The sequence below is a fragment of the Methylophaga sp. UBA2689 genome, assembly GCA_002354555.1.
Classification (GTDB): Bacteria; Pseudomonadota; Gammaproteobacteria; order Nitrosococcales; family Methylophagaceae; genus Methylophaga.
In genome coordinates, this window is the sequence record DELT01000056.1 from 40,653 (window position 1) to 66,246 (window position 25,594).

Here is a 25,594-nt window from a genome sequence, read left to right on the forward strand (position 1 = left end):
ACGGGACATCACGTTATGCCGATATATGACTACCGATGTGAGCATTGTGGCGATTTCAGCGCGCTTCGCAAAATGAGTGAAGCCGACGAATCGGTGGAATGTGTTGAATGTGGCGAGACGGCGGTACGAGTTATCAGCGCACCCTATCTTGCCCTGATGGACCGTAACACGCGAGTTGCAAACGAGCGCAATGAAAAGTCAGCTCATGAACCAAAACAAGTGCGACGTTCCAGCTGCGGTTGTTCAGGAACCCACACGTGTAAAACCGATACCACTGATAAAGCCAAAAAAGCAGCTCAGGCCAAAAGTAACCCCAACGGCCTGATGATGCAGACCAAGAAAACCGCAAGACCCTGGATGCTCGGACATTGAGCTCCAAGAAAAACCGTTCGGAACAACGCTGTTCACTCTAAATTTGCTAACAGGAGATACACGATGAGTTACTTCAGTCGACGAAAATTTTTAGGTAAAACCGGAGCACTGTTAAGTGCAATGGTGGCTGCTGGATTTATTACCAGTAGTGCGATGGCAGCGGATTATCCGACTGCTGAAGTCAATACTACCGGACTTGCAGTGACAGATGACACTGTAACCGTAGGGATCTTGCATTCATTAACCGGCACCATGGCGATCAGTGAAACCGGTGCCCAGGAAGCCGAAAAGCTTGCCATCAAACAGATCAATGAAAGTGGCGGTATCCTCGGCCGCCAGATTGAGATCATTCAGGAAGATGGTGCCAGCGACTGGCCCACATTTGCTGAGAAATCCAGAAAGTTACTGGTGAATGATAATGTAGCGGCAGTTTTCGGTTGCTGGACATCGGCGTCACGTAAAGCCGCTTTGCCAGTTTTTGAGAAAGAAAACGGTTTGTTGTATTACCCGACTTTCTATGAAGGACTGGAACAATCCAAAAACGTTATCTACACCGGTCAAGAGGCCACTCAACAGATCCTTGCCGGTCTGGACTGGGTTGCTGAAGAAAAAGATGCCAAAACCTTTTATCTGATTGGTTCTGACTACATCTGGCCACGTACTTCAATGAAGATCGCTCGTATCCATATCGAAAAAGTACTGGGCGGTAAAGTGGTGGGTGAAGAGTACAAACCATTAGGTGATACCCAGTTTGGTTCAGTTATCAACAAAATCCGTCTGAAAAAACCTGACGTTATCTTCGCCGCAGTTGTGGGCGGCAGTAACGTTGCCTGGTTCAAACAGCTGAACGCTGCCGGTATCACAGCAGATAAACAAACGCTGTTGACCCTGTCTGTGACTGAAGATGAAGTTTTGGGTATCGGTGGTGAAAACCTGGAAGGCTTCTACTCGGTTATGAAGTATTTCCAAAGCCAGGACAATCCGAACAACGTTGCATTTGTAGAAGCATTTAAAGAAATGCATGGCGAAGACAGCGTTATCGGTGATGTGACTCAGGCCGCTTACCTTGGCCCATGGTTGTGGAAAGCAGCAGTCGAGAAAGCTGGAAGTTTTGATGTGGATAAAGTTGTTGCCGCATCTGAAGAAGGTGATATCGAGCTGACTACAGCGCCTGAAGGTTACGTCAAACTGCATCCTAATCATCACTTATGGAGCAAAACCCGTATTGGTAAATGGAACAAAGACGGTCAGGCAGAAGTGGTTTATACCTCTGATCTGATTGAGCCAAACCCATTCCCAGAAGGTTACCAATAGATCGAAATAGAACGTTCGCAAAAGCAGGCTGGTCCTTGACCAGCCTGCCAAGTGACAGAAGAGCGAAAGGTTGTTCAACCTTTGATTAACGAGTAAATGTTACGGAGTATCCGTTATGGGTGAGTATTCAGTACAGGAATTGACTTCAATTCTAGCCATGCAGGGCTTTGCCGGTATCAGTCTGTTCAGTGTATTACTGCTGATGGCACTAGGATTGGCAATTATTTTTGGACAGATGGGTGTTATCAATATGGCCCATGGTGAATTTATGGCGATGGGTGCCTATACAACTTACCTTCTCTCCGTAGTCACGGAAAGCTATTTTCCAGCGTTTATGAACTACTACTTTTTATTTGCAATTGTAGTTTCCTTCCTAGTGGCCGGGCTATTTGGCTACCTCACAGAATTTGTGCTGATCAGGCATCTTTATAAGCGACCCTTGGATACGTTATTGGCGACCTGGGGATTGAGTCTGATTATGCAGCAGTCGTTTCGTTCAATTTTTGGAGCACGCGAAGTCAGCCCGACGTTACCAGATTGGTTGATGGGTTCCTGGATGCCGACAGAAACGATATTTATTCCAATTAATGGCATGTTTGTTTTAGGTCTGACCACTTTGGTCACTATCGGTGTGTTTTTGCTGATGTATCGCTCGAGCTGGGGGTTGAATGTGCGGGCGACTACACAGAACCGGGTCATGAGTGGCGCCGTCGGTATTAATACCAAACAGGTTGATCGCCTGACCTTCGCGCTGGGTTGCGGTATTGCCGGTATTGCCGGTGCAGCATTTACCACTATTGCTTCTACAGGACCGACATCAGGTTCTTTATATATTGTTGATACCTTTATGGTTGTGGTCTTTGGTGGTGCAGCCAGTCTGTTCGGCACCATTGCCTCAGCATTCACCATCGCTCAGGCGCAATCCATTCTGGAGTTCTTTATCAGCGGCTCGATGGCGAAAGTATTTACCTTGCTGGCTTTGGTCATCATTTTGATGATGCGTCCTGAAGGTTTGTTCTCAATCAAAGTTCGTAAATAACCAGCAGGAGATAAATGATGAATTTTGTCTATGAGCGATTTTTAGGTGGTAAGAGTGGGGCGATTGCCCTTGGTATTCTGGCACTGCTGATTTTAGTGGTATTACCTCTGGCATTAGACTTGTTCCGGTTAAATCTGGTCGGAAAATATCTGACCTACGCTTTTGCAGCGGTCAGTCTGGTGTTGTTGTGGGGATATGGCGGCATTTTAAGTTTAGGACAAGGGATATTTTTTGGCCTGGGTGGCTATGCGATGGCCATGTTCTTGAAACTCGAAGCCTCTGATCCGGAAAGCACCAGTATTCAGACTACGCCAGGTATTCCAGACTTTATGGATTGGAATCAGCTGACCGAGTTACCATGGTTTTGGGTGCCTTTTGAAAGTTTCACTTTTACCTTATTAGCTATTCTTCTGGTGCCGTCGATATTTGCTTTTATCATTGGTTACTCGATGTTTAAGCGTCGGGTAGGCGGTGTTTACTTTGCGATAATCACGCAGGTCATTGCGGTGATTCTGACGGTATTGATTGTTGGTCAGCAGGGATTTACTGGCGGTATTAACGGTATTACCGATCTGAGAACCTTAAACGGCTGGGATATTCGGGATGATTCTTCCAAATATATCCTATATTTCATCAATGCTATTTTGCTATTGGGCGTCATTATGGTGAGTAAATTCATTCTCACCAGCAAACTCGGTCAACTGCTTCTGGCGATGAAAGACAAGGAAGATCGGGTGCGTTTTTCAGGCTATGACGTTTCCAATTTCAAAATATTCGTATTTTGTGTATCAGCCGTCATTGCTGCCATCGGCGGTGCGATGTTTACCTTGCAAGTGGGCTTTATGTCACCGTCTTTTGTCGGCATCGTTCCTTCGATTGAAATGGTTATTTTCGCTGCTGTCGGTGGCCGTATGTCATTGGTTGGTGTGGTCTACGGCACCTTGTTGGTGAATTACGGTAAAACGGCGTTTTCAGAAACTTTCCCTGAATTATGGTTATTCCTGATGGGTGGGTTGTTTATCGCAGTGGTGATGTTTTTCCCAAATGGATTGGCGGGTATTTACAACAAATATGCACCCAAAGTGAAGTTTTTAAAGCCATTATTTGATAAACCAGTGCAATCAGAAAAAAAATCTGCCACTAAGATTGAATCTGAAGCCACCACCGAGGGAGCTAAATAATGACAACTACAACAGATTTTTTGCTGGCAATTGAAGATCTCACCGTTTCATTTGATGGCTTCAAAGCAGTCGATTCGTTAACTATGTATATCGATAAGAATGAACTGCGAGTGGTTATTGGTCCTAACGGAGCAGGTAAAACCACCTTACTGGATCTGATCTGCGGCAAAACCAAATCCAGTTCCGGTTCGATTAGTTTTAAAAACAAACAAATGACCAAGATGGCCGAACATGAAATCGTTCGGGCAGGTATTGGTCGTAAATTCCAAACGCCATCTATCTACGAAAACCTGACGGTGTACCAGAATCTTGAAGTTTCATATCCGGAAGGACGTGGTGTATTTGGCAGTCTGTTTTTCAAGACCACTGATGAAGTGATTAAACGCGTTAATGAAGTGGCCAAAGAAATTCAGTTGGAAAACTTTCTTGATACTGAAGCGGCGATTCTCAGTCATGGTCAGAAACAATGGCTGGAGATTGGCATGTTACTGATGCAGGACCCGGAATTATTAATGCTGGATGAGCCAGTGGCCGGAATGAGCGCCAAAGAGCGCGATGAAACCGCCGAATTGCTCAATCGGATTTGCCAGAATCGATCGGTGATAGTGATTGAGCATGATATGGAGTTTGTGAAGAAAATCGCCCGTAAAGTCACCGTTCTGCACCAAGGCAAAATTCTTGCTGAGGGGACGATGGACAATGTTCAGGCGGATGAAAAAGTCATTGAAGTCTATCTTGGGCATTGATTTTAAGCTGGGAGATTAACCATGTTTGAAGTAGAAAATTTGCAAGTAAGTTACAGCCAGAGCCAGGTTATTCATGACATCAGCTTTAAAGTCGGTAAAAATGAAACGCTGGCCATTATGGGACGTAACGGAATGGGTAAAACCACGTTATTCAAATCCCTGATGGGGATCCTGCCCAGTCAATCAGATAAAGTCAGTATTGAAGGGACTGAAGTCGGCAGTATGGAAAGTCACAACCGTGTTGCCAATGGAATTGCTTATGTACCGCAGGGAAGAATGATTTTTCCAACCTTAACGGTGCAGGAAAATATCGAAACAGGTCTGCAGGTGTCGAAAATGAAACAAATTCCGGATGAGATATTTGCCTTGTTTCCTGTGTTACATGATATGCGGCATCGCAAGGGGGGTAACCTTTCAGGTGGGCAGCAACAACAGTTGGCGATTGCCCGGGCTTTGGTGACCAATCCCAAAGTATTACTGCTGGATGAACCGACGGAAGGCATTCAACCTTCCATCATCAAAGACATTGCCAAGGTGTTGAATGAAATTCGTAAAATGCGTGAAATCACCATTATCGTTTCTGAGCAGGTATTGAGTTTCACAATGGAAGTTGCTGACCGTATTATCGTGATTGAAAAAGGCAAATTTATCCACGAGGATATGCGGGCTGACGTTGATGCCGACACGATAAAGAAATATTTGACGGTATAAGCGTTTGTTATTGGCGCTTAAATATGATGCTCTATGTCCAACATGAAGGAGTGTGTTGGCATGAATGTTTACTCAGAATTAACACAACAAAATGATAAACCCGTAATTAATCAGTTGATGACTGGCTGGGATGCCAGTCTCAAACTGATCTTCGATAGCCGCATTAATAAAACCATCCTTGCCCGTCGACAGCATTATGGGCCGTTGGTGATTCAGAAAATTCTTTACCCTGAAGGTGATAATCCTGCCCATGGCGTGATTATTCACCCTCCCGGTGGCGTGGCAGGTGGCGATAATCTGCAATTAACGGTGCAAATGCAAACCGAATCATCCGCAGTGCTAACCACTCCAGGCGCCACCAAATGGTATAAGTCAGCTGGTCGTCAGGCCAGTCAACAAATTGAAATGACGATTGATGATAATGGTCAATTAGAATGGCTGCCGCAGGAAAATATCGTATTTAACGGCGCTGATGTGGCGCTTAATACTCAGGTTAATCTTAGTGAAACAGCCGTATTTGCGGGTTGGGAAGTGGTTTGTCTGGGCAGGCAGGCAAGTGGTGAGCGCTGGACTAGTGGGCGTTTTCGCCAAAAGTTACTGATTAAACGTGAAGACAGATTAATCTGGAATGAGTCTGCATTACTGGATCCAGATAGCAGAGTGCTGCGTTCAATGGCCGGATTACATAACCAAGTGGTATTTGGCAGTTTCGTGGTGGCCGCTGGCACTGCGCCTGCAGAGATCCTGCAAAGCTGTCAGGACATTAATATTGATTCTTCAGCCGATTATGGCGTTTCAGCACTGCCGGATATATTCACGGCACGTTATATTGGTCCCTGTGCCCAGGAAGCCAAAATATATTTTGAAAAATTATGGCACTGCCTGCGTCCGTGGTATGGCAAGCGATCAGCTGTCCGGCCTCGCATTTGGGCTACCTAGATAAAGATAAACAAGGTTGAAAAAGCAATGGAACTGACTCCTAGAGAAAAAGATAAATTACTTATTTTTACCGCGGCACTGGTGGCCGAGCGACGTAAAGACCGAGGTCTGAAGCTGAATTACCCGGAAGCGGTTGCCTATATCTCGGCGGCGATTATGGAAGGGGCAAGAGATGGCCGAACGGTTGCTGAATTGATGGACTATGGTGCGACATTACTGACATTGGATGATGTGATGGAGGGTATTGCTGAAATGCTGCCGGAAATTCAGGTCGAAGCCACCTTTCCTGACGGCACCAAACTGGTCACCGTGCATAACCCAATTATCTGAGGATACTGACTATGATTCCCGGAGAAATGCGAGTAAAACCAGGCGATTTACAGATGAATGTAGATCGCGAACAAATCACTCTTGATGTCTCCAACAGCGGCGACCGGCCGGTACAGATTGGATCGCATTATCATTTTTTTGAAGTCAACGATGCTTTGCAGTTTGATCGCGATAAGGCATATGGATTTCGCTTAAATATTGCTCCGGGTACCGCTGTCCGGTTTGAGCCTGGTCAAACACGTACCGTCGAATTGGTTGCGTTGTCCGGTTTGCGACAGGTTTATGGCTTTGCTGGTCGTGTGCTGGGAGCTTTATCATGAGTCTGAAAATTGATCGGCAGGCTTATGCCGAAATGTTTGGCCCCACTGTTGGCGACAAAATCCGACTGGCCGATACAGAATTATGGATTGAAGTCGAACAGGACCTCACCACCTACGGTGAAGAGGTCAAGTTCGGTGGTGGAAAGGTCATCCGCGATGGGATGGGGCAGTCACAGAAAGTATCTTCTGAAGTCGCTGATACAGTGATTACCAATGCCCTGATAGTGGATGCCGTTACCGGCATTATCAAAGCCGATGTGGGGCTCAAAGATGGACATATATGGGCCATTGGCAAAGCCGGAAATCCAGATATTCAACCTGACGTAACGATTCCTTTAGGTGCCGGCACCGAGGTCATTGCCGGCGAAGGCATGATTCTTACCGCGGGTGGTATCGACAGTCATATTCACTGGATCTGTCCTCAACAAATTGAAGAAGCCCTGATGTCGGGGATAACCACCATGCTGGGCGGTGGCACCGGACCGGCAACCGGAACCAATGCAACCACCTGTACGCCAGGACCTTGGCATATTCACCGGATGCTGGAAGCCGCTGAAGCCTTTCCGATGAATATGGGGTTTTTTGGCAAAGGAAATGTCTCCCAACCAGAACCTGCCAGAGAACAGATTGAAGCTGGCGTTATCGGCCTGAAATTGCACGAAGACTGGGGTACTACACCTGCTGCTATCGATAATTGTTTATCCGTGGCCGAAGAGATGGATGTTCAGGTGGCGATCCATACCGATACGCTCAATGAATCAGGTTTTGTAGAAACCACGCTGGCTGCCTTTAAAGGCCGCACCATTCATACTTTTCACACCGAAGGTGCTGGTGGTGGTCATGCGCCGGATATTATCAAAGCTATCTCAGCCGAAAATGTTATTCCTTCGTCCACCAATCCCACGCGACCATTTAGTATCAACACTATAGATGAACATCTGGATATGTTGATGGTGTGTCATCATCTGGATCCATCGATTGCCGAAGATGTGGCGTTTGCCGAATCACGTATCCGCCGCGAAACCATTGCCGCTGAGGATATTCTTCACGATACCGGAGCGTTTGCCATTATGTCTTCAGATTCCCAGGCGATGGGGCGGGTAGGTGAGGTGGTCATTCGCACCTGGCAGACCGCGCATAAAATGAAAGTACAGCGAGGACCTTTGAAAGAAGATGCCGGGCGTGGCGAAGGTGATGCAGATAACTTCCGGGTAAAACGTTACATTGCCAAGTACACCATTAATCCGGCGATTACCCATGGCTTTTCCCATAAAGTCGGTTCCATTGAAGCCGGTAAATTTGCTGATTTGGTGTTATGGCGTCCGGCATTTTTCGGGGTGAAACCGTCGCTGATATTAAAAGGCGGCATGATTGCCGCAGCGGCAATGGGCGATCCTAATGCGTCTATCCCCACACCACAACCGGTGCATTATCGGCCGATGTTTGGCAGTTTTGGTAAAGCCTTAAAAACCTCATTAACCTTTGTTTCCGAAGCGGCTTTGGCCAATCCTGCGGTTGCAGCACTGGATTTGCAGAAACCGCTGGTAGCAGTGAAAAACTGCCGAAATATCAGTAAAAAAGATATGGTGCTGAATAATGCCACGCCAAAAATTGACGTGGATCCTGAAACCTATCAAGTCATGGCCGATGGCGAGTTTCTGATTTGTGAACCTGCCACCGAACTGCCAATGGCCCAGCGTTATTTCCTGTTTTAGCAATTTATAGACAAGGGTCAACAATGTTATCGATTTCGACCAAACTGGATCATATTCACAGCGATACGGAGATTGCTGATGTGGTCAGTCTGAGTTTTGATTTAAGGCAGAAAAGCCGGATTCGCGTGACCTTGCAGTCAGGCGTAGAAGCCGCGTTATATATGCAGCGCGGCACAATTTTACGTGGTGGCGATTTTCTGCAGGCAGATAGTGGTGAAATCATTGAAGTGATTGCTGCCGATCAGGCCATGATGAAAGTAACTGCTACCACTTCAAAGGCTTTAACTCGAGCGGCTTACCATTTGGGGAATCGTCATGTTCCGCTGGAAATAGGGGATGGCTGGCTAAAGCTGGAAACTGACTCAGTTCTCAAAGATATGTTGCTGGGGTTAGGTGTGCAGGTTGAAGAATTACAGGCACCATTTGAACCGGAATCCGGAGCCTATGCTGCTGGTGGCGGGCATCACCATCATCATGACGATGAACATTCACATGATCACGTTCATGCACACGGACATAGTCACTAAGATGAGCTCTACCTCGCTTTCCCGTCTGTTACAGCTTGCCAGTCCGATGCTGCCGGTAGGTGCATACAGTTATTCACAGGGACTCGAATGGGCAATTGACTCCGGTGAGGTGATTGATATTGAATCATCGAAGCAGTGGATTGGCGATGTGCTGTCGATTTATTATGCCAACTTTGAATTACCGGTATTGCTAAGGTTATATAAAGCCTGGCAACAAATGGATGGTCCACTAATACACTATTGGGATGAGTATTATCAGGCAGGACGCGATAGCAGTGAAGCACTGGCAGAAACCCGGCAGATGGCCTATTCATTACTCCGTTTACAACGTGATTTAGCTACCTGGCCACCTCAAATCGTCTTATTAAGCGGCAGCCTGCAACAACCGGCTTTTCCAACCATTTATTCAGTCAGCGCCCTGTGCTGGGAAATTGCGCTTGATGATATGTTGCATGCCTATGCCTGGTCTTTTCTGGAAAATCAGGTCAGTGCGGTGATGAAAACCGTGCCTTTGGGACAGGTGGCCGGGCAACGTATTCTGTCAGAGTTAGCGATGACTTTGCCTGCTTTAGTTGATCAAGCCATACAATTGCCTGATGACGATATTCAGAATTTCTGTCCGGCGCTGAGCATTGCTGGCTGTCGACATGAAACCCAGTATTCCCGTTTATTTCGTTCATGAAGAAGAGAAAAACAAAATGAAAGAACCTTTACGAGTTGGCATAGGTGGTCCGGTTGGTTCCGGTAAAACCGCCTTAACGTTGGCCTTATGTAAAAGATTACGTGATAAATACAATATTGCTGTGGTGACCAATGATATTTATACCAAGGAAGATGCCGAGTTCTTAACCCGCAATGAAGCTTTGTCTGCAGACCGTATTATTGGTGTTGAGACTGGTGGTTGTCCGCATACAGCCATCCGTGAAGATGCATCGATGAATCTGGAAGCTGTGGCCCAACTCAGTAAACGTTTCGATCCGTTGGACATCGTGTTTGTCGAAAGCGGTGGCGATAACCTGGCTGCGACGTTCAGTCCGGAATTGTCGGATCTGACTATCTATGTGATTGATGTGTCTGCCGGTGAAAAGATACCCCGTAAAGGCGGCCCGGGCATTACCAAGTCGGATCTGCTGGTGATCAATAAAACCGATTTAGCGCCTTTGGTGGGTGCTTCGCTGGACGTGATGGATCGTGATTCAAAACGCATGCGTGGCGAACGGCCCTTTGTTTTCAGCAACCTGAAACAGGAAGACGGTCTGGATGAGATTGTGGCGTTTATTGAAAAACAGGGACTGATGTTGAATTAATCGTTTAATCAAGAGGGAAAAGAAATGAAAAAAATGATGTTAACGTTACTGGGTATATTCGCTTTTCCGGCCATTGTTTTTGCCCATCCGGGCCATGATATGGCTAATTTTGCCAGTGGGTTCACCCATCCGTTTACCGGTATTGATCATTTGCTGGTGATGCTGGCGGTAGGTTACTGGGCCGGAAAGTCTTTGTCTTCTGCACGCTGGCAGGTGCCGATGCAGTTTGTGATATTTATGTTGGGCGGTGTGGCACTGGGTGCAATGATTTCCGGATTGGCATTTGTTGAAGTAGCGATTGCCGTCAGTGTTTTGGCAATGGGTCTGGTGATTTTACTCAACACCTCAATTAATCGATTCTGGCAACTGACATTAACCACAGTATTTGCGTTATTGCATGGCTTTGTTCATGGTCAGGAGCTGGTGGCTGCCGGTAATGGTATGGCGGCGGTTGCGGGCATGCTATTGGCCACAATGATATTACTCAGCGCAGGGGTTTATCTCGCGAGCTTTAAAAATCAATTAGGCATAATACTTCAACGCGGTTTTGCTGCGCTTTTAACGCTTAGTGGCGCCTATTTATTGATCATGTAAATGATGTCTAGAGACGGGGGATCGCTCATCCCCCGTCATTTCTAGCTTTAAAAACCTCAATACGCAATATTACGTAGATAAAAACTCGTCAGTCATACGTTATGATGTGACTGGGTAAGCTATGTGTATATAACTCAATTCTATTGAGTGCGCAGATCCATCAAGCCATGGGCTAAATTTATCGGGAAGTAATGCTTTGATGGAGTCATCAGAAAATAATGCACCGCAACGTATTGTTAAAATCCGTCGTGATTACAATACCTGGGTCGCCAACGAAACGCTGGAAGACTATGCGTTGCGTTTTACACCACATTCGTTCAGAAAATGGTCGATTTTCCGTGTCTCCAATACTGCACTTGGTGCCATTTCATTTCTGGTTCTGGAGGTTATCGGCGGTGCTTTGGCCGTTAACTTTGGTTTTGTGAATGCCTTTTGGGCCATTCTGACCATTAGTCTGATTATCTTTCTGACCAGTTTGCCCATCAGTTATTATGCCGCCAAGTATGGCCTGGATATGGATTTGCTGACCCGCGGTGCGGGATTTGGCTACATCGGTTCTACCATTTCCTCTTTTGTCTACGCTACCTTCACCTTTATTCTGTTTGCGCTGGAAGCCGTGATCATGGCGTATGCCCTGAGCATGTATTTCGACTTGCCCATCTATGTCTGGTATCTGATTTCTGCTGTGGTGGTTATTCCATTAGTGACCCATGGTGTGACGTTAATCAGCCGGATCCAGATGATTACCCAGCCGATATGGCTATTCCTTATGGTGCTGCCATTCATTTTTATTTTTGCCAAAGAGCCCGATGCAATTCGTGGCTTAATGAATTTTGCCGGCAGCTCTGGTTATGACAGTACGTTTAATATTTATATGTTTGGTACTGCCATCGCCATTGGTATGGCATTGATCCCTCAGGTGGGGGAACAGGTCGACTTTCTGCGATTTATGCCGGAAAAAACCCAAAAAAACCGTTTTCGCTGGCATTTAGGAGTTATATTCGCCGGTCCGGGCTGGATTTTTATCGGCATGATCAAAATGTTTGCCGGGGTTTTATTGGCTTACCTGGTGTTGAACGGGGCCAAGTCGGTTGAAGAAGCCGTTAACCCCACCTATATGTACCATGTGGCATTTAGCTATGTTTTTTCCAACGCGGATGTGTTGCTGGCGGTCACGGTCTTTTTTGTGGTGCTGTCCCAAATTAAGATCAATATCACCAATGCCTACGCAGGTTCACTGGCCTGGTCCAATTTCTTTGCTCGTCTGACTCATAGCCATCCTGGCAGGGTAGTGTGGTTATTGTTCAATGTCTTGATTGCGACCATGTTGATGCTGCTGGATGTGTTTCAGGCACTGGAACAGATTCTGGGGCTGTACTCGAATATCGCCATTTCCTGGATCACCGCGGTGGTGGCCGATCTGGTGATTAATAAACCCCTTGGCTTAAGTCCTAAAGGCGTCGAATTCCGCCGGGCCTATCTGTATGACATCAACCCGGTAGGAGTGGGAGCAATGGCGATTGCTTCATTGTTATCAGTGCTGGCGTTTGTCGGCGTATTTGGCTTGGAAGCGCAGTCATTTTCATCGTTTATTGCCATGTTTACGGCGTTAATCTGTTCGCCGTTATTTGCCAGGTGGACCAAAGGAAAATATTATCTGGCGCGTCAGCCATATAAGTTTCATCCCGCTAAAACCAAAGAAACCTGCAGCATATGTGAGCGTGAGTACGAAATTGACGACATAGCCTATTGTCCAGCCTATCAAGGTGCGATTTGTTCTTTGTGCTGTTGTCTGGATGCCCGCTGTAATGATGCCTGTAAGCCTCATGCCAAACTGGATTCGCAGTGGCAGGCGACCATGACAAAACTGCTGCCGAAAGCATTATGGGGTTATATCCAGAATGGGGTTGGGCATTACATTCTGCTGATGGGTATGACGGTGCTGTTGCTTGCGTCGATTTTTGGGCTGATTTATCTGCATATCTCGCTGACCCTGACCGAGAATGCGTGGCAGATTTTGCCGGAGATCCAGATTGGCTTCCTGAAAGCCTTTGCAGCATTGGTATTGGTCAGCGGGATTATTGTCTGGTGGCTTATTCTGACATCACAAAGTCGTAATGTGGCCCAGCAGGAGTCCAACCATCAAACCAGTTTGCTGCAACGTGAAATCATTTTGCATGAACAAACCGATGCTGAATTACAGCAGGCCCGTGTGGTTGCAGAACAGGCAAACCAGGCTAAAAGTCGCTATATCACCGGTATCAGTCATGAGTTGCGTACTCCATTAAACAGCATACTGGGCTATGCCCAACTGATGGATAACAATGCCGATGTGACGACAGAAAACAAAAATGCCATCAAAGTGATTCTGCGTAGTGGTGAACATCTACTGTCGTTGATTGAAGGCACTTTGGACATTGCCCGTATAGAAGGTGGAAAGCTGCAATTTGACATCAAATCGCTGCGTTTTCCTGAGTATATCCAGCAAATTATCAGCATGTTTGAATTACAGGCGATTAACAAAGGGCTGAAATTTGAATATGAAATCAGCTCGGATTTACCTCGAATTGTGCGTGCCGATCACAAACGGTTAAGCCAGATATTGATCAATATTATTGGTAACGCAGTGAAATACACTAGTGAAGGTGCTATTTACCTGCGGTTTAATCATGCCCGTGAATTTCTCTCGATAGAGGTGGAAGATACCGGCCCTGGCATCAAGCAATCCGAGCTCGATCATATTTTTGAGCCATTTATTCGGGGCAGTGCGGCACAGGGAATTGGTGGTACCGGATTAGGACTGACGATCAGCAAGTTGCTCACCGAGTTGATGGGTGGTGTTTTGCACGTTGAAAGTAAGGTTGGCAAAGGCACCACTTTTTTTGTCAGACTGTTTTTACCTTCAGTGCGGGTCGAAGAAGATTTACCGCTTATCTCCACCCGAATGCCAGTGGGTTACCGGGGACCGCGGCGTAAATTACTGGTGGTGGATAACGAACCGGTGGATCGTGAACTACTGTTAAATATTCTTGAGCCACTGGGTTTCGAAGTCAAAGAAGCTGCTTCGGGAGCAGAATGTTTACGCATTTATCCGGATTTTCAGCCGGAAATCATTTTTATGGATTTGGCGATGCCGGAAATGGACGGCTGGGAAACCTGTCATCTGATCCGTAATGTGCATAAGTCTGATGTCAAAATTGGCATTATTTCAGCTAATGCATTCGATAAAAACCTGGAAAATTCATCGGGTATTACCGATAAAGACTTTATCCTGAAACCGGTTAATCTCTTTGAACTGATCAACTGGATTGGTGAAAGACTTAATCTGCAATGGATAGAAAATAAGGAAGAACTGATTTCTGAATCCTCCGTGGTGGAATATTCACTGCCCCCGGTAGAGGTGTTGAATAACTTGCTGGAGATGATCAACATGGGCTATCTGGTCGGTGTCCGTAAATTGATTACCGAGATTGATGAACAAGGTCTGTCCTGTGAACAGTTTGTTAGTGAAATACGTCAAATGTCTGAAAAATTTCAATTAGGCACCATGAAAACCTTTATAGAAGAGAAATTAGCTAATGTCTGAAAGCCCGCTTAATGCTGTGGTGCTGGTGGTTGATGACACACCCGATACGCTGGCGCTCTTACATGATGCTTTGGTGGAATCCGGTTATACCGTTCTGGTGGCCGATAATGGCGAATCCGCATTAAAAATCAGTCTGGAAGCTACTCCGGATATTGTTCTTCTGGATGCGTTAATGCCCGGAATGGATGGATTTGAAGTCTGCCGGCTGCTAAAGCAGGATTTAAATACCCGACATATTCCAGTGATTTTTATGACTGGCCTGACCGAATCCGAGCATGTTGTTGCCGGATTTTCCGCTGGTGGTATCGATTATGTCACCAAACCGTTGAGCCCGGTCGAAGTCATTGCCCGTATCAATACGCATCTGAAAAATTCACGTTTGATCAATCAGACCCAGGGCGCACTGGATGCATTCGGCCAGGCTGCCATTGCGGTGTTACCGAGCACCGGCAAGATTGTCTGGCAAACCCCTTTGGCGCGTCAGTTGATTGAAAAATATATGAGTCATGATGACGATCTGTTGATTCAGGATACCCCTGGAGCATTGCAGGATTGGGTGATGCAATTACATCAGGGTGGAGAAAGACGGTTACGTCCATACATCGTACATAAACCAACCGGGCGACTAATTTTTAATCCTGCTGATCTGCAAAGTGAAGAGCAATGGCTGATCCTGTTACGAGAAGAGTCTGAAACCGCACAGATTGAAGCCTTGCGTGCGGTATTTAATCTCACCAACCGGGAGTCGGAAGTGTTGCACTGGGTAATCCTTGGCAAAACCGACAAAAGTATCGGTGAAATTCTCGGTACCAGCCCGCGTACCGTTAATAAACATATGGAACATGTGTTTACTAAACTGGGAGTGGAAACCCGTACGGCAGCAGCTTCGCTAGCGGTTAATAAACTGCGCTCTTTAAGCGGTAGCAACAGTTTTGGCGCTCACGAGTAATTTATCTATCCAAACTCATCTTTAATTTCGTGTATTACAACGGCGTGAACATGAAAAAACACTGAACGGGCATTTATCAATCTGATTGATAATTCAGGAGTATTCATGATCAAAGTTGGAACCGTACAACAAATCTGGCGTTATCCAGTCAAAGGCATGGCAGGCGAAAACCTGAATTATTGTCATTTGGGCGATATGGGCTTACAAGGGGATCGTATCTGGGCGTTGCGGGATGTGGAGCGTCAGGAAATTCAAAGCTGTAAATTCAGGCCCCAGTTATTACGTTGTGTTGCCCGTTGTCGCAGTACCCAGATGACCGGAGCCCATGATCAGGTCGACATCCATTTTCCGGATGGTCGTGTTATAGGCAGTGACGATTCCCAGATCCATAGTCTGTTATCTGAATTAACCGGTCATGAGTCAACGTTGGAGTCGCTAAGGCCCTTAGCCGAACTGGATTTTTATCGACGTCATAAAAAAGATGACCATACCTGGTTGCAAGAGTTAAAAGACACCTTTGATCGTGAAGCCGATGAACCATTGCCTGAGATCCTGGATGATTTGCCATCAGCAGCAAAGGATTTTGTTTCTCTCCCAGGGACTTTTTTTCTGGTGACACCTTTTCACCTGCTCACCACCGCGACGCTAGCTCATATGCAACAACTCAATCCGGAAGCCGATTGGGATGTGCAACGTTTTCGTCCCAATCTGGTTATCGAAACGCTGCCTGGCATGGAAGGGCTGGTTGAGCAGGCCTGGGTTGATAATAAACTGCAAATTGGTCGTGCCACCATTGAATGTAGTAGCAGCACACCTCGTTGTGGGGCGGTGACCCGAACACAGCAATCGCTAGAATCCGACAGCAGCATATTACGAACCATTGTCAAACAAGCCGATCAAAATCTGGGTATTTATGGAGCCATCAAACAAAGTGCAGTGATTCGGTTAGGGGATGAGGTTTTTTTGCAGACATGATCGTCTTGATAGAGATTGTGTGAATTTACATACTTTTGAATTTATAGGCGCATTTCTGTTCAAATGAGTCACGTATTAATCTGAAAACTAAGAAACTTAACGCAATTTAGATTAATCTTATTCAGCAATTATTAATTTGAAGTTGAAGGCCCACATTGCAACGACTAGCAATTTCCCTGTTGTTAATAAGCATGCTTTCTGGATGCGCCGGGTACCAACCCAAGGATATCTTTGCGCAGTCACGAGGCTGGCTAGAAAAAACAAGCGACCAACTTGAGGCTCTCAGCTCCCCTGCAAACAATGTGAACTATGATGATGAGGTAGAAGCATTGTTAGCCCAGCCTTATATCGATCCTCTGACCGATTATATTAATCAGCATAATGACGATGAAGATCGTGCTGAACCCTTGCGTCAGATTAGCGCTGCAAGAAAAATTCGCTGTCAGGAAATCGCCGATAAATATGCCACTCGACCCCTTACCCAGGAATCACTGAATCGCTACCAGGCTGGTTACAATTATTCCTGTCCTAAACAGGTAGAAGCATTTGCGTTGAGGCTGGCAAACGTCAAGCCATCCGGAAAAATAGCTGATTCTGATACGGAAAGCCCGTCACTCCCTGAGAAAACTGTGCTGGATGAAGCCATTGTCTCAAATGTAAATAAACAGCAACTGAACGATTGCTACTTGTTAACAACTATCAGCAATTTTAGAGAAGCAAAAACAGCTTGTCTGTTACCAGCTAATAGAGGCGATGTGCGTTCTCAATTAAATATGGCCATTATTCATAAAGCGCTGGCGAATTATTCACAATCATTAACATGGGCGAAAAAAGTTGAACCAGAATCCCCGCGTGCACGCTATCTGATCGGTGAGCTATATGCTTCCGGGCTGGGCGTAAAGCAGGATGCTCAAATGGCTTTTCACTGGTTTGAGAAAGCCGCAGAAGATGATTACGCCGATGCACAGTATATGACTGCCTGGAGTTATGAGACCGGTATTGGAGTGGAGCAGAACATTGATAAGGCACTTTTTTGGTATCAGCGTGCTGCACTAAATAACAATACTCCTGCAAAACACTCGTTGGGGGCCTTAATGGTTCAACAGAATAAAAATCCTTCAAGTTTTATTAAAGGCCAGAATTGGCTGATAGAGGCTGTTAGAGCAGGATATGCCGAATCTGCTTTAATGATGGGACAGATATTCCAAGGAAATAATAGCATCGAGGATAAAGCCAAAGCCGTTGCCTGGTTTGAGATCGCACAGCAGCAGGGTTCTGCTGAAGCGGCAGAACTGGCTCAAAAACTTCGAAATGGAATTAATCCTGATACGCTCAATAGCGCCCGCCAACAAATACATCGTACGTTGGAAGGACAGGAATAATGGTTTCTGGTAAGGCTGATTGATGCTGCGCTCATTACTGGTCGACTCCTCCAAAAAACTCATCTTGTGGATGTTATTTATGCTGGTAATTCTGTTTATTGCCGGTATGTGGATATTGTCGTCCCTAAATTTGAATTATTCTGAAGATGCCATTGGTGGAGTGCGGCAGAAGCAGATTGAAGAAACCTTTTTCAACAATCTGAATAAAATTGCACAAACACAAAGTGCATTGGAACGTTACACCACGGATTTAGCCCGTATCGGAAATCTGTTTGTTGATTTATATGGCTCGCAAAGCACTAAACAGGACTTTGATACTGAGCTGAATACGCTTTTAAAAACCAAGCTGAATGACTTTAACGGTACTTCAGCCGTGGGCATCTGGTTTGACTCCGAGTATGTCAGTCAGAAAGATCAGTTGATTTCCCGTTATACATTTCGCGACAAAACCAACACCATACAAACACTCACAGAGTCGAGTTCTGATTTAACCGGCCTTAAGCAACAACGCTGGTTCGAACTGGCAGGTCTAAAAGATGCTGAAAATAATGGTATGCAAGGCCGCAAAATCTACTGGACGCCGGTTTATTACAATGAAATCACTGACAGTGCCGTACTGACGCTAATAAAACCCATATTGAACAGCCAACAGCAAGTGGTTGGTTATGCTTCAACAGACTGGGAAGCGAAACAGGTTATTGATCTGGTCAGTCAGGTGAGCATTACCCCAAACACCTTTGCAGTATTGATAGATAAAAATAAACGCAAACTTTCCAGTTTGAGCCGACTTAATAATGAACGTTATGCCCAACAAATTATTGATTCAGTAATGCGCCAGGACTTTATCGGTTTATCAACTAAACATGACATTTCGCAGCTTGAATCGCGTCAGCAAAAAGCTTTGTTGCAAATGCATCAGTTCAGCGTTGAAGACAAAGAATATGTACTTTACGCGGCGGCCACGCCTGCTCAAATGTTATTTGCCGTTGGTATGCCTAAAAATGAAATTGATGCCGTGATCGCTCCGATGCGGATGATTAATCAACGTATCCTCATTGCAACCAGTATTGTCATACTGTTGCTATCAGCTTATCTGGTCTATCGCATTGCTTTGCTGATGCAGGAATTACAGGCTTCCTATACCGACCAACTGACCGGCTTACCCAATAGGGCAAGATTATTAATGGATCTGGAACAGCATCATGACAGTACCCTGATATTGATAAATATTGATCGGTTCCGTGAGCTGAACAGTATTTTTGGTAATGATTGTGGTGATGCAGTTTTACAAAGCCTTGCCGGAAATATTGCTGAATTCTGTCAGGGGTACAATCATGCTGATAGCGCCAGACTGTATCGGTTATCAGGTGACGAGTTTGTTCTGTTGGGATTTGCCTGGACAAAAGAGTTTTTAATCGGCTTTTTAAGACAATTAAGTGATTTCCTGCAGGAACAACAACTGAAATGGCAGGATCAGGATATTAGCCTGACGGCTACCATTGGTGCCGCCGAACAGCACAATACCGACACCGACAGTGAAAGCTCTCCCGATATACTGATTAGTCATGCAACCGCTGCATTACGTATTGCCCGTGAAAAATCGCGAAATTATTCCATTTACAATAACGAGCAGGATGTTAAGCGTGTCTACGAACAAAACCTGTTCTGGGCCAGACAGCTTAAACAAGCCTTGCAACAAGACCGCATTGTGCCGTGGTTTCAGCCGATATTCGATAATCAGAGCGGTCGAATCACTAAATATGAATGCCTAATCCGTATGATTGAGCCGGATGGCAAAGTGATCAGTCCCGGTTTGTTTTTAGCCATTGCCAGTAAATTACGTCTTGATAGCTTGTTGACCAGGGTAATGGTAGAAAAATCGTTCCAGAAATTTGCCGATCTGGATTACGAATTCTCAATTAATCTTTCCTATCATGATCTACTCGACAGAGAGCTTACGCAGTTTATTTTTGAAAAGCTCAAAACCTATCAGGTTGGAGAACGGTTAATTTTTGAAATCCTCGAATGCGATGGCATCGATAATTACAACGAAGTTCGTTTGTTTATCGATAAAGCCAAAGGCTTTGGCTGTAAAATTGCCATCGATGATTTCGGCACCGGTTACTCTAATTTTGAACATTTGCTACGTCTTAATGTAGATCTCATCAAAATCGATGGCAGCCTGATAAGAAACCTCAATGATGATCAGTCAGCCATTATTGTGACCCGTGGCGTAGTGCAATTTGCCCGAAGTCTTGGCATCAAAACCGTTGCGGAGTTTGTTCACTGCGAAGCTGTACAGAAACAAGTTCAGGCGCTGGGCATCGACTTTTCCCAAGGGGCCTATTTCAGTATGCCTAAGGCAGAACTGGTTGAAACACAGAGCTGACCTTAAATGAAGGTATCTTTAGTGGCAGCCTGAAAAACAAACAATTTCAGCCCATTGGTTACGCCCAAGCGTATTATTTCGGTACACTAACTTATCTCTACCTCTGAGATCAGCTATTAGCCATGCAATCTGCCAAAAACACCTTTCTGAAATATCGAAGTCTACTGATCTGGGTCGTCGGTATTTTGGTGTTATATACCCTAATCGGTTTCTTTATACTGCCCTGGGTGGCAGAAAAGCAATTGGTGAAGACCCTGCAGCAGCGGCTTGGCGTCCAGGTCAGTGTTGAACGAATCCAGTTTAATCCCTATACATTTGAAGCGACAGTCGACAATCTGCAATTAACCACCGAGCAGGATGAGCCGCTGGCAGCCTCAGAAAAGCTCTACCTCAATCTGCAACCTTTGCACTTGGTGAGACTGACCTTACGACTGGAAGAAATCAGCCTGGCTGATACGACACTACATTTCCGACGTTATTCAACAACGGATAATACGCTGACAAGACTGGCGGACAACTGGGCTGCTTCAGCTAAAGAGGATGCGTCTGAAGACGAAGCCAATCAATCCAGCGAAAAAGACGAGTCTTTATTCACCTTGGAAATAGCTGCGGTTAACTATACCGAAGGTGAGATTCATTATCGGGATGAAGTACCCAAAGAGCCTTTTGAAACGGTATTGCGTCCGGTTAATATTCATCTGCAAGACTTTTCCACCGAGGCCAGCCAAAACGCCAGTTTAGATTTGGCGATCGGACTGGAAAATGACGCAAAATTGTCCGCAGACGGAAAGCTAAGCATGGCTCCGTTACAGTTATCGGGTCAGGTAACTCTGGATAATTTCAGTTTACAGTCGCCGTATCGTTATTTTAAGGCACAGTTGCCATTTGAATTGAACCAGGGGCGGCTGGATTTACAATTGTCCTACGATATCGATTTTGCCGATGAAGTGGCAGATATTGATCTCAGTGCGATTGATATAGGCTTGACCGGTTTTAGTATTCATCAGCCCGAAATGACCGAAGCGTTATTGCAAGACGGGAAACTGGAGATAAAAAACGCCAGTTATGCCTTTCCGGAAAATCAGCTCATATTGGATAACGTTTCATTGACTGATTTCAAACTGGCAGTCAGCCGAAACCAGCAGGGTGATATCAACTGGATGCAGTTAATAGCTGGCCTGCCTGGACAAGGTTCTGAGGCAGTGACGGATGCTACTGATGAACAAACCGCTAAACAAAACACGTCACCCTTTACCTTGAAAATTGATGCGTTAAGTTTTACCGAAGGTGAGATTCAGTATCGTGATGAAAATCCGCAGGAGCCTTTTGAAACGGTATTGCGTCCGGTCAATATTCAACTACAAGATTTTTCCACAGAGGCCAGTCAAACCGCCAATATAGATTTAGAGATTGGACTGGAAAACGACGCGAAATTGTCGGCAGGCGGAAATTTAACCATGTCGCCGTTACAGGTAGCAGGCCAGGTAACGCTGGACAATTTCAGTTTGCAGACGCCATATCGTTATTTTAAGGGGCAGCTGCCTGTTGAACTGAATAGTGGCCGAGTTGAACTGCAAACGTCTTACGATATCAATTTGGCCGGTGATGCTACAAAAATAGATCTCAGTGAGGTAGATATTGAAATAGCCGAGTTAGATATTCACCAGCCTGGTGAGAGTGAAGCGTTATTGCAAGGCGGTAAGCTGACCATTAGTAATGGGCGTTATGTTTATCCAGACAATCAGCTCACTATAAAATCGGTTTCACTGGATGATTTCAATCTGGCTGCAACCCTAAACGAGCAGGGTGAAATCGACTGGTTACAAGTATTGGAAAATATGCCTGAGCCTGCCACGGATGAACCGGATACGGAAGCATCACCACTTCAGCTCGATATCGCCAATCTGGCCATCAATAATACCAAGCTGACGTTAATGGATGAACAACTGAAAACGCCCTTTACTCAAACAATGATGCTGTCTGGCAGCATGCAGAATTTCACTATGGCAGAGGGTAATCAGATTCCTTTTACTACTGATATCAGTTTGCAAACAGGAGGTGATATTGGGATTGAGGGTGACATTCAATTGTTTCCAGAACTGGACGTTCAGGCAGAGGCTACTATAGATAAATTAGCCTTGAAGCCGGTGCAACCTTATCTCAGCATGTATGCACATGTTGGTATTGTCAAAGGTGAAGTCAGCTCCACCGCCCAGATTACTTCTAATCAACAAAAGCCGTTTAGCATCCAGGCTAATCTAACGGTTGAAGGTGTACAGCTCGATAATCAGAAAAACAATGAAAAACTGTTCAGCTTCGACCAGCTGGACCTTAATACAATTGATTTTTCATTAGCGAAACAACGACTAGCCATCTCGGAAGTGATTGTTGATGCACTATATGCCCGCATATTTATCAACGAAGATGGCGAAACCAATGTAAGAGGATTACTCAAGGAGCAACCAAACGACAAAGCTGAGACAGAGAGTAAAGATCAAGACAGCCTCTTCAATGGATATGAGGTGTCAATTGGCAAAGCCATTATTAATGACGCCAGCTCACGTTTTACCGATGCCAGTTTACCGATAGTTTTTGATACAAATATGCAGGCACTCAATGGCGAAATAAGTGGTTTTTCTACGCTTTCGGAGCAACCTGTAGAAATGACATTGGAAGGAAAGGTTGATGAATTTGGTTTGGTGGAAATTGATGGTGAAATAAAACCATTAGCCCTTCGCGATTTTGCGACGGTAAAACTGTCTTTCAGTAATATTGATTTGCCTGCAATGAGCCCCTATACAATCAAATTTGCAGGTAGACGTATCGACGAAGGACGTGGTGACGTAGAGCTGACGTATAAGGTTGATGAGGGTGAACTATCTGCAACAAATAATATTGTGTTGCGTGATATCGAGCTTGGGGAACGGGTTGAGGCGCCAGATGCCCTGGATTTACCGTTAGATTTGGCGGTGTCTTTACTTAAAAATAAGGAAGGGGGGATTGATCTGACCATTCCAGTAAGCGGCAGTGTCAGTGATCCCAATTTCGATATGAGTGCGGTTATTGGGCAAGCTATTAATCAGGCAGTCACCAATATTGTTACGGCACCTTTCAAATTTTTGGGAGGGTTATTCGGCAGTGACAATGAGGAACCCATAGACAACGTACGTTTTCGCCCCGGCGACAGTGGCCTGGCTCCTCCTGAACAGGAAAAATTACAGAAGCTTGCAGGAGCATTGGCCGAGCGTCCGCAATTGGCGATAAACATTCCCCCAACCTTTGCAATTGATGCCGATCGTCAACAGCTCAAAAAATCAGCCGTCGAGCAGCGTATTGAATCGCGTCTCGATCAAACCGATCCGGAAACACAATTGGCAGAACGTCGACAAACAGTTTTGGAAAAACTTTATCTTGAGGCGGAATTAAGTCCAATTTTGAGGACACTGCAACAAGAATTCACTGTAAAACCTGAAACTCAGGATACAACTGAACTGGATGTGCTGGCTTACAACGCTGATTTGAAACAGCGATTAATTGAAGCAGAGTCGATATCAGCTACCCAGCTGCAACAATTAGCTGAAAAACGTCAGCAATCCGTTATCGAGTACATTCAACAACACGCTGATGTGAACAGCGAACAATTAAAACGCAGTGAAACTGAGTCCACCAGATTGGAAGATGGATGGTTAAAGCTGAAATTTGAACTGGGAACACTCTGAATAATTTTTGAGCTAGCAAGTTCGACGTTATGCCAGAGGCACCCTACAAGCTGGTAGATATAAAATGCGAGGGAAAGCATGAAGCTGCAAGGGAAAATATCAAATTGGAATGATGATCGAGGCTTTGGTTTTGTCGAGCCAAATGGCGGTGGAGAGCGTGCTTTTGTCCATATTAAAGCCTTCAACCCACCATTCCGTAGACCAGTGAATGGTGAAGTCATTATCTACGAAATAGCCCGTGATATTAACAATCGTTATAAAGCCGAAAATATTCAATTTGCTCGTGACATTTCTAAGTCAAAAAAACGAGAAAAAGTAAAAAGCCAAAGAGGCTTCGGTGGCGTCTTTACTGTTGTCTTTTTCATTGGGCTGTTTGTGTCCGTCTTAAGTGGAAAGTTACCTTTAGTTATAGTCGGTCTGTATCTAATCATGAGTCTGATTGCGTTTATCGCTTACGCGATGGATAAATCCGCGGCTCAAAATGGCCAATGGAGAATCCAAGAAAGCACATTGCATTTAATTTCTCTAATCGGTGGATGGCCGGGTGCCTATATCGCCCAAAAGAAATTACGCCATAAATCAATCAAGAAAGCGTTTATAAATGTTTATTGGGTAACAGTTTTGTTGAATTTAGCTGGTTTGTTTTGGCTTCATACAGAGAAAGGAGCAAACTTCATGAATAATGTGGTTTTTCCATTATTCAATGGCTTATAAGCAAATCAAGTTGGGTGAACCCTTGAACGTGGTCAAAGCGGATTTATTCATAATGCTATCAAAGGGTTCACCCTCCATAAGAAGGTGTCATATGTTCTTTATAAAACAAAAGCTAGTTTTTACTTTTGTGTTAGCTACTTTATTAATGGGATGTAATTCTGATATTGGCTGGGAAGGCTGTGTTTTAACTGACCTAAAACAAGATCTAATAATTTCCGAATTCGCGGTTAATAATATTGATTTTATAGTTCCAAAAAAAGATGACAGGAAATTCCAGCATCTTTTCCACCCCGAACCTGATCCGCGTTATACGTGGATTTGCGTGAAAGAAGATGATAAAGCTAACTTTGAAAAAATACACTCTGATCTCAGAATGAATCCATGCTCAGAAAAGTGTTGTCGAAAGTCTTGGAGAAATGTAGGACAAGTTAAGGACGAGGTTTTTCTATCAGACCGTAACCCTGAAGTTATAAATCTTTTAACTAGTGCTGGAATAACATTTGATGTGATCGATGGGCATTGTAGGGAATTTAAAGGTATTGAATGGTGCCGCCAAGATATCCAGTGGAGGGAGCAGGATGACGCCTATGTTAAATCAATTCTTGATGAAAATCATCTTTGGTTATGGCAAGAAATGTGTCCAAATGGTAACTAACAAATTATGGATTTAGAAGCTCGGCCAGTGGCTAACCTCTTGATCGTAGATTGATTAAAGGGTGCTGTTAGATATAAAAGGAGAAACTGTGCATCAGTGAAAAGGACGATAGTTTGGCTTTAATGGTATT

General features: G+C 45.1%; 22 protein-coding genes. All 22 read left to right on the forward strand.

All coding sequences use genetic code 11. The annotated features are described in order from the left end of the window. Nucleotides 1-15 precede the first annotated feature (15 nt). Complete coding sequence (locus B3M51_RS06050) at nt 16-372, forward strand: FmdB family zinc ribbon protein (protein ID WP_292757568.1); 357 nt, start codon at nt 16-18, stop codon at nt 370-372. Nucleotides 373-435: 63 nt separating this feature from the next. Beyond that, a complete protein-coding gene (gene urtA / locus B3M51_RS06055) occupies nt 436-1,686 on the forward strand; it encodes an urea ABC transporter substrate-binding protein (protein ID WP_292483258.1) in 1,251 nt (416 codons plus the stop codon). Nucleotides 1,687-1,801: 115 nt separating this feature from the next. Beyond that, a complete protein-coding gene (urtB, locus tag B3M51_RS06060; RefSeq protein WP_292483260.1) occupies nt 1,802-2,725 on the forward strand; it encodes an urea ABC transporter permease subunit UrtB in 924 nt (307 codons plus the stop codon). A gap of 14 nt (nt 2,726-2,739) precedes the next feature. Beyond that, a complete protein-coding gene (urtC, locus tag B3M51_RS06065) occupies nt 2,740-3,906 on the forward strand; it encodes an urea ABC transporter permease subunit UrtC (RefSeq protein WP_292757571.1) in 1,167 nt (388 codons plus the stop codon). Continuing rightward, a complete protein-coding gene (gene urtD / locus B3M51_RS06070) occupies nt 3,906-4,652 on the forward strand; it encodes an urea ABC transporter ATP-binding protein UrtD (protein ID WP_292757573.1) in 747 nt (248 codons plus the stop codon). Before urtC ends, urtD begins: the two co-directional genes overlap by 1 nt. A 21-nt stretch (nt 4,653-4,673) precedes the next feature. Further along, complete coding sequence (gene urtE, locus B3M51_RS06075) at nt 4,674-5,363, forward strand: urea ABC transporter ATP-binding subunit UrtE (protein WP_292757575.1); 690 nt, start codon at nt 4,674-4,676, stop codon at nt 5,361-5,363. Between the two features lie 60 nt (nt 5,364-5,423). Next, entirely contained in the window at nt 5,424-6,302 is an 879-nt protein-coding gene (locus tag B3M51_RS06080) for an urease accessory protein UreD (RefSeq protein WP_292757577.1), read from the forward strand. A 27-nt stretch (nt 6,303-6,329) separates the two neighbouring features. Further along, on the forward strand, nt 6,330-6,632 hold the full coding sequence (ureA, locus tag B3M51_RS06085; protein ID WP_292354397.1) for an urease subunit gamma: 303 nt from the start codon (nt 6,330-6,332) through the stop codon (nt 6,630-6,632). An 11-nt stretch (nt 6,633-6,643) separates the two neighbouring features. Then, entirely contained in the window at nt 6,644-6,952 is a 309-nt protein-coding gene (locus B3M51_RS06090; RefSeq protein WP_292757579.1) for an urease subunit beta, read from the forward strand. Next, on the forward strand, nt 6,949-8,667 hold the full coding sequence (ureC, locus tag B3M51_RS06095) for an urease subunit alpha (protein WP_292757581.1): 1,719 nt from the start codon (nt 6,949-6,951) through the stop codon (nt 8,665-8,667). Before B3M51_RS06090 ends, ureC begins: the two co-directional genes overlap by 4 nt. Before the next feature lie 23 nt (nt 8,668-8,690). Continuing rightward, complete coding sequence (gene ureE, locus B3M51_RS06100) at nt 8,691-9,194, forward strand: urease accessory protein UreE (protein WP_292757583.1); 504 nt, start codon at nt 8,691-8,693, stop codon at nt 9,192-9,194. 1 nt (nt 9,195) lies between these two features. Then, nucleotides 9,196-9,876, forward strand: a complete 681-nt coding sequence (locus B3M51_RS06105; protein WP_292757585.1) for an urease accessory protein UreF — start codon at nt 9,196-9,198, stop codon at nt 9,874-9,876. A gap of 16 nt (nt 9,877-9,892) precedes the next feature. After that, entirely contained in the window at nt 9,893-10,501 is a 609-nt protein-coding gene (gene ureG, locus B3M51_RS06110; RefSeq protein WP_292483277.1) for an urease accessory protein UreG, read from the forward strand. Between the two features lie 24 nt (nt 10,502-10,525). Then, nucleotides 10,526-11,095: a HupE/UreJ family protein gene (locus B3M51_RS06115; protein WP_292483279.1), complete on the forward strand. Its 570-nt coding sequence runs from the start codon at nt 10,526-10,528 to the stop codon at nt 11,093-11,095. 199 nt (nt 11,096-11,294) lie between these two features. After that, nucleotides 11,295-14,681 carry a hybrid sensor histidine kinase/response regulator gene (locus B3M51_RS06120; RefSeq protein WP_292757626.1) on the forward strand — a complete coding sequence of 1,129 codons (3,387 nt, stop codon included), beginning with the start codon at nt 11,295-11,297 and terminating at the stop codon, nt 14,679-14,681. After that, nucleotides 14,674-15,630: a response regulator transcription factor gene (locus B3M51_RS06125; RefSeq protein ID WP_292757587.1), complete on the forward strand. Its 957-nt coding sequence runs from the start codon at nt 14,674-14,676 to the stop codon at nt 15,628-15,630. The genes B3M51_RS06120 and B3M51_RS06125 overlap by 8 nt, the downstream gene beginning before the upstream one ends. Before the next feature lie 105 nt (nt 15,631-15,735). After that, nucleotides 15,736-16,605 carry an MOSC domain-containing protein gene (locus tag B3M51_RS06130; protein WP_292757589.1) on the forward strand — a complete coding sequence of 290 codons (870 nt, stop codon included), beginning with the start codon at nt 15,736-15,738 and terminating at the stop codon, nt 16,603-16,605. A 302-nt stretch (nt 16,606-16,907) separates the two neighbouring features. Continuing rightward, entirely contained in the window at nt 16,908-17,987 is a 1,080-nt protein-coding gene (locus tag B3M51_RS06135; protein WP_292757591.1) for a tetratricopeptide repeat protein, read from the forward strand. A gap of 22 nt (nt 17,988-18,009) precedes the next feature. Beyond that, nucleotides 18,010-20,376: an EAL domain-containing protein gene (locus tag B3M51_RS06140; RefSeq protein WP_292757592.1), complete on the forward strand. Its 2,367-nt coding sequence runs from the start codon at nt 18,010-18,012 to the stop codon at nt 20,374-20,376. 122 nt (nt 20,377-20,498) lie between these two features. Next, the gene (locus B3M51_RS06145) at nt 20,499-24,095 is read left to right on the forward strand and encodes a DUF748 domain-containing protein (protein WP_292757594.1); all 3,597 of its coding nucleotides are present in this window, start codon (nt 20,499-20,501) and stop codon (nt 24,093-24,095) included. Between the two features lie 78 nt (nt 24,096-24,173). Further along, the gene (locus tag B3M51_RS06150; protein ID WP_292757596.1) at nt 24,174-24,809 is read left to right on the forward strand and encodes a cold shock and DUF1294 domain-containing protein; all 636 of its coding nucleotides are present in this window, start codon (nt 24,174-24,176) and stop codon (nt 24,807-24,809) included. Between the two features lie 91 nt (nt 24,810-24,900). Beyond that, the gene (locus tag B3M51_RS06155; protein ID WP_292757598.1) at nt 24,901-25,464 is read left to right on the forward strand and encodes a hypothetical protein; all 564 of its coding nucleotides are present in this window, start codon (nt 24,901-24,903) and stop codon (nt 25,462-25,464) included. Nucleotides 25,465-25,594: the final 130 nt, after the last annotated feature.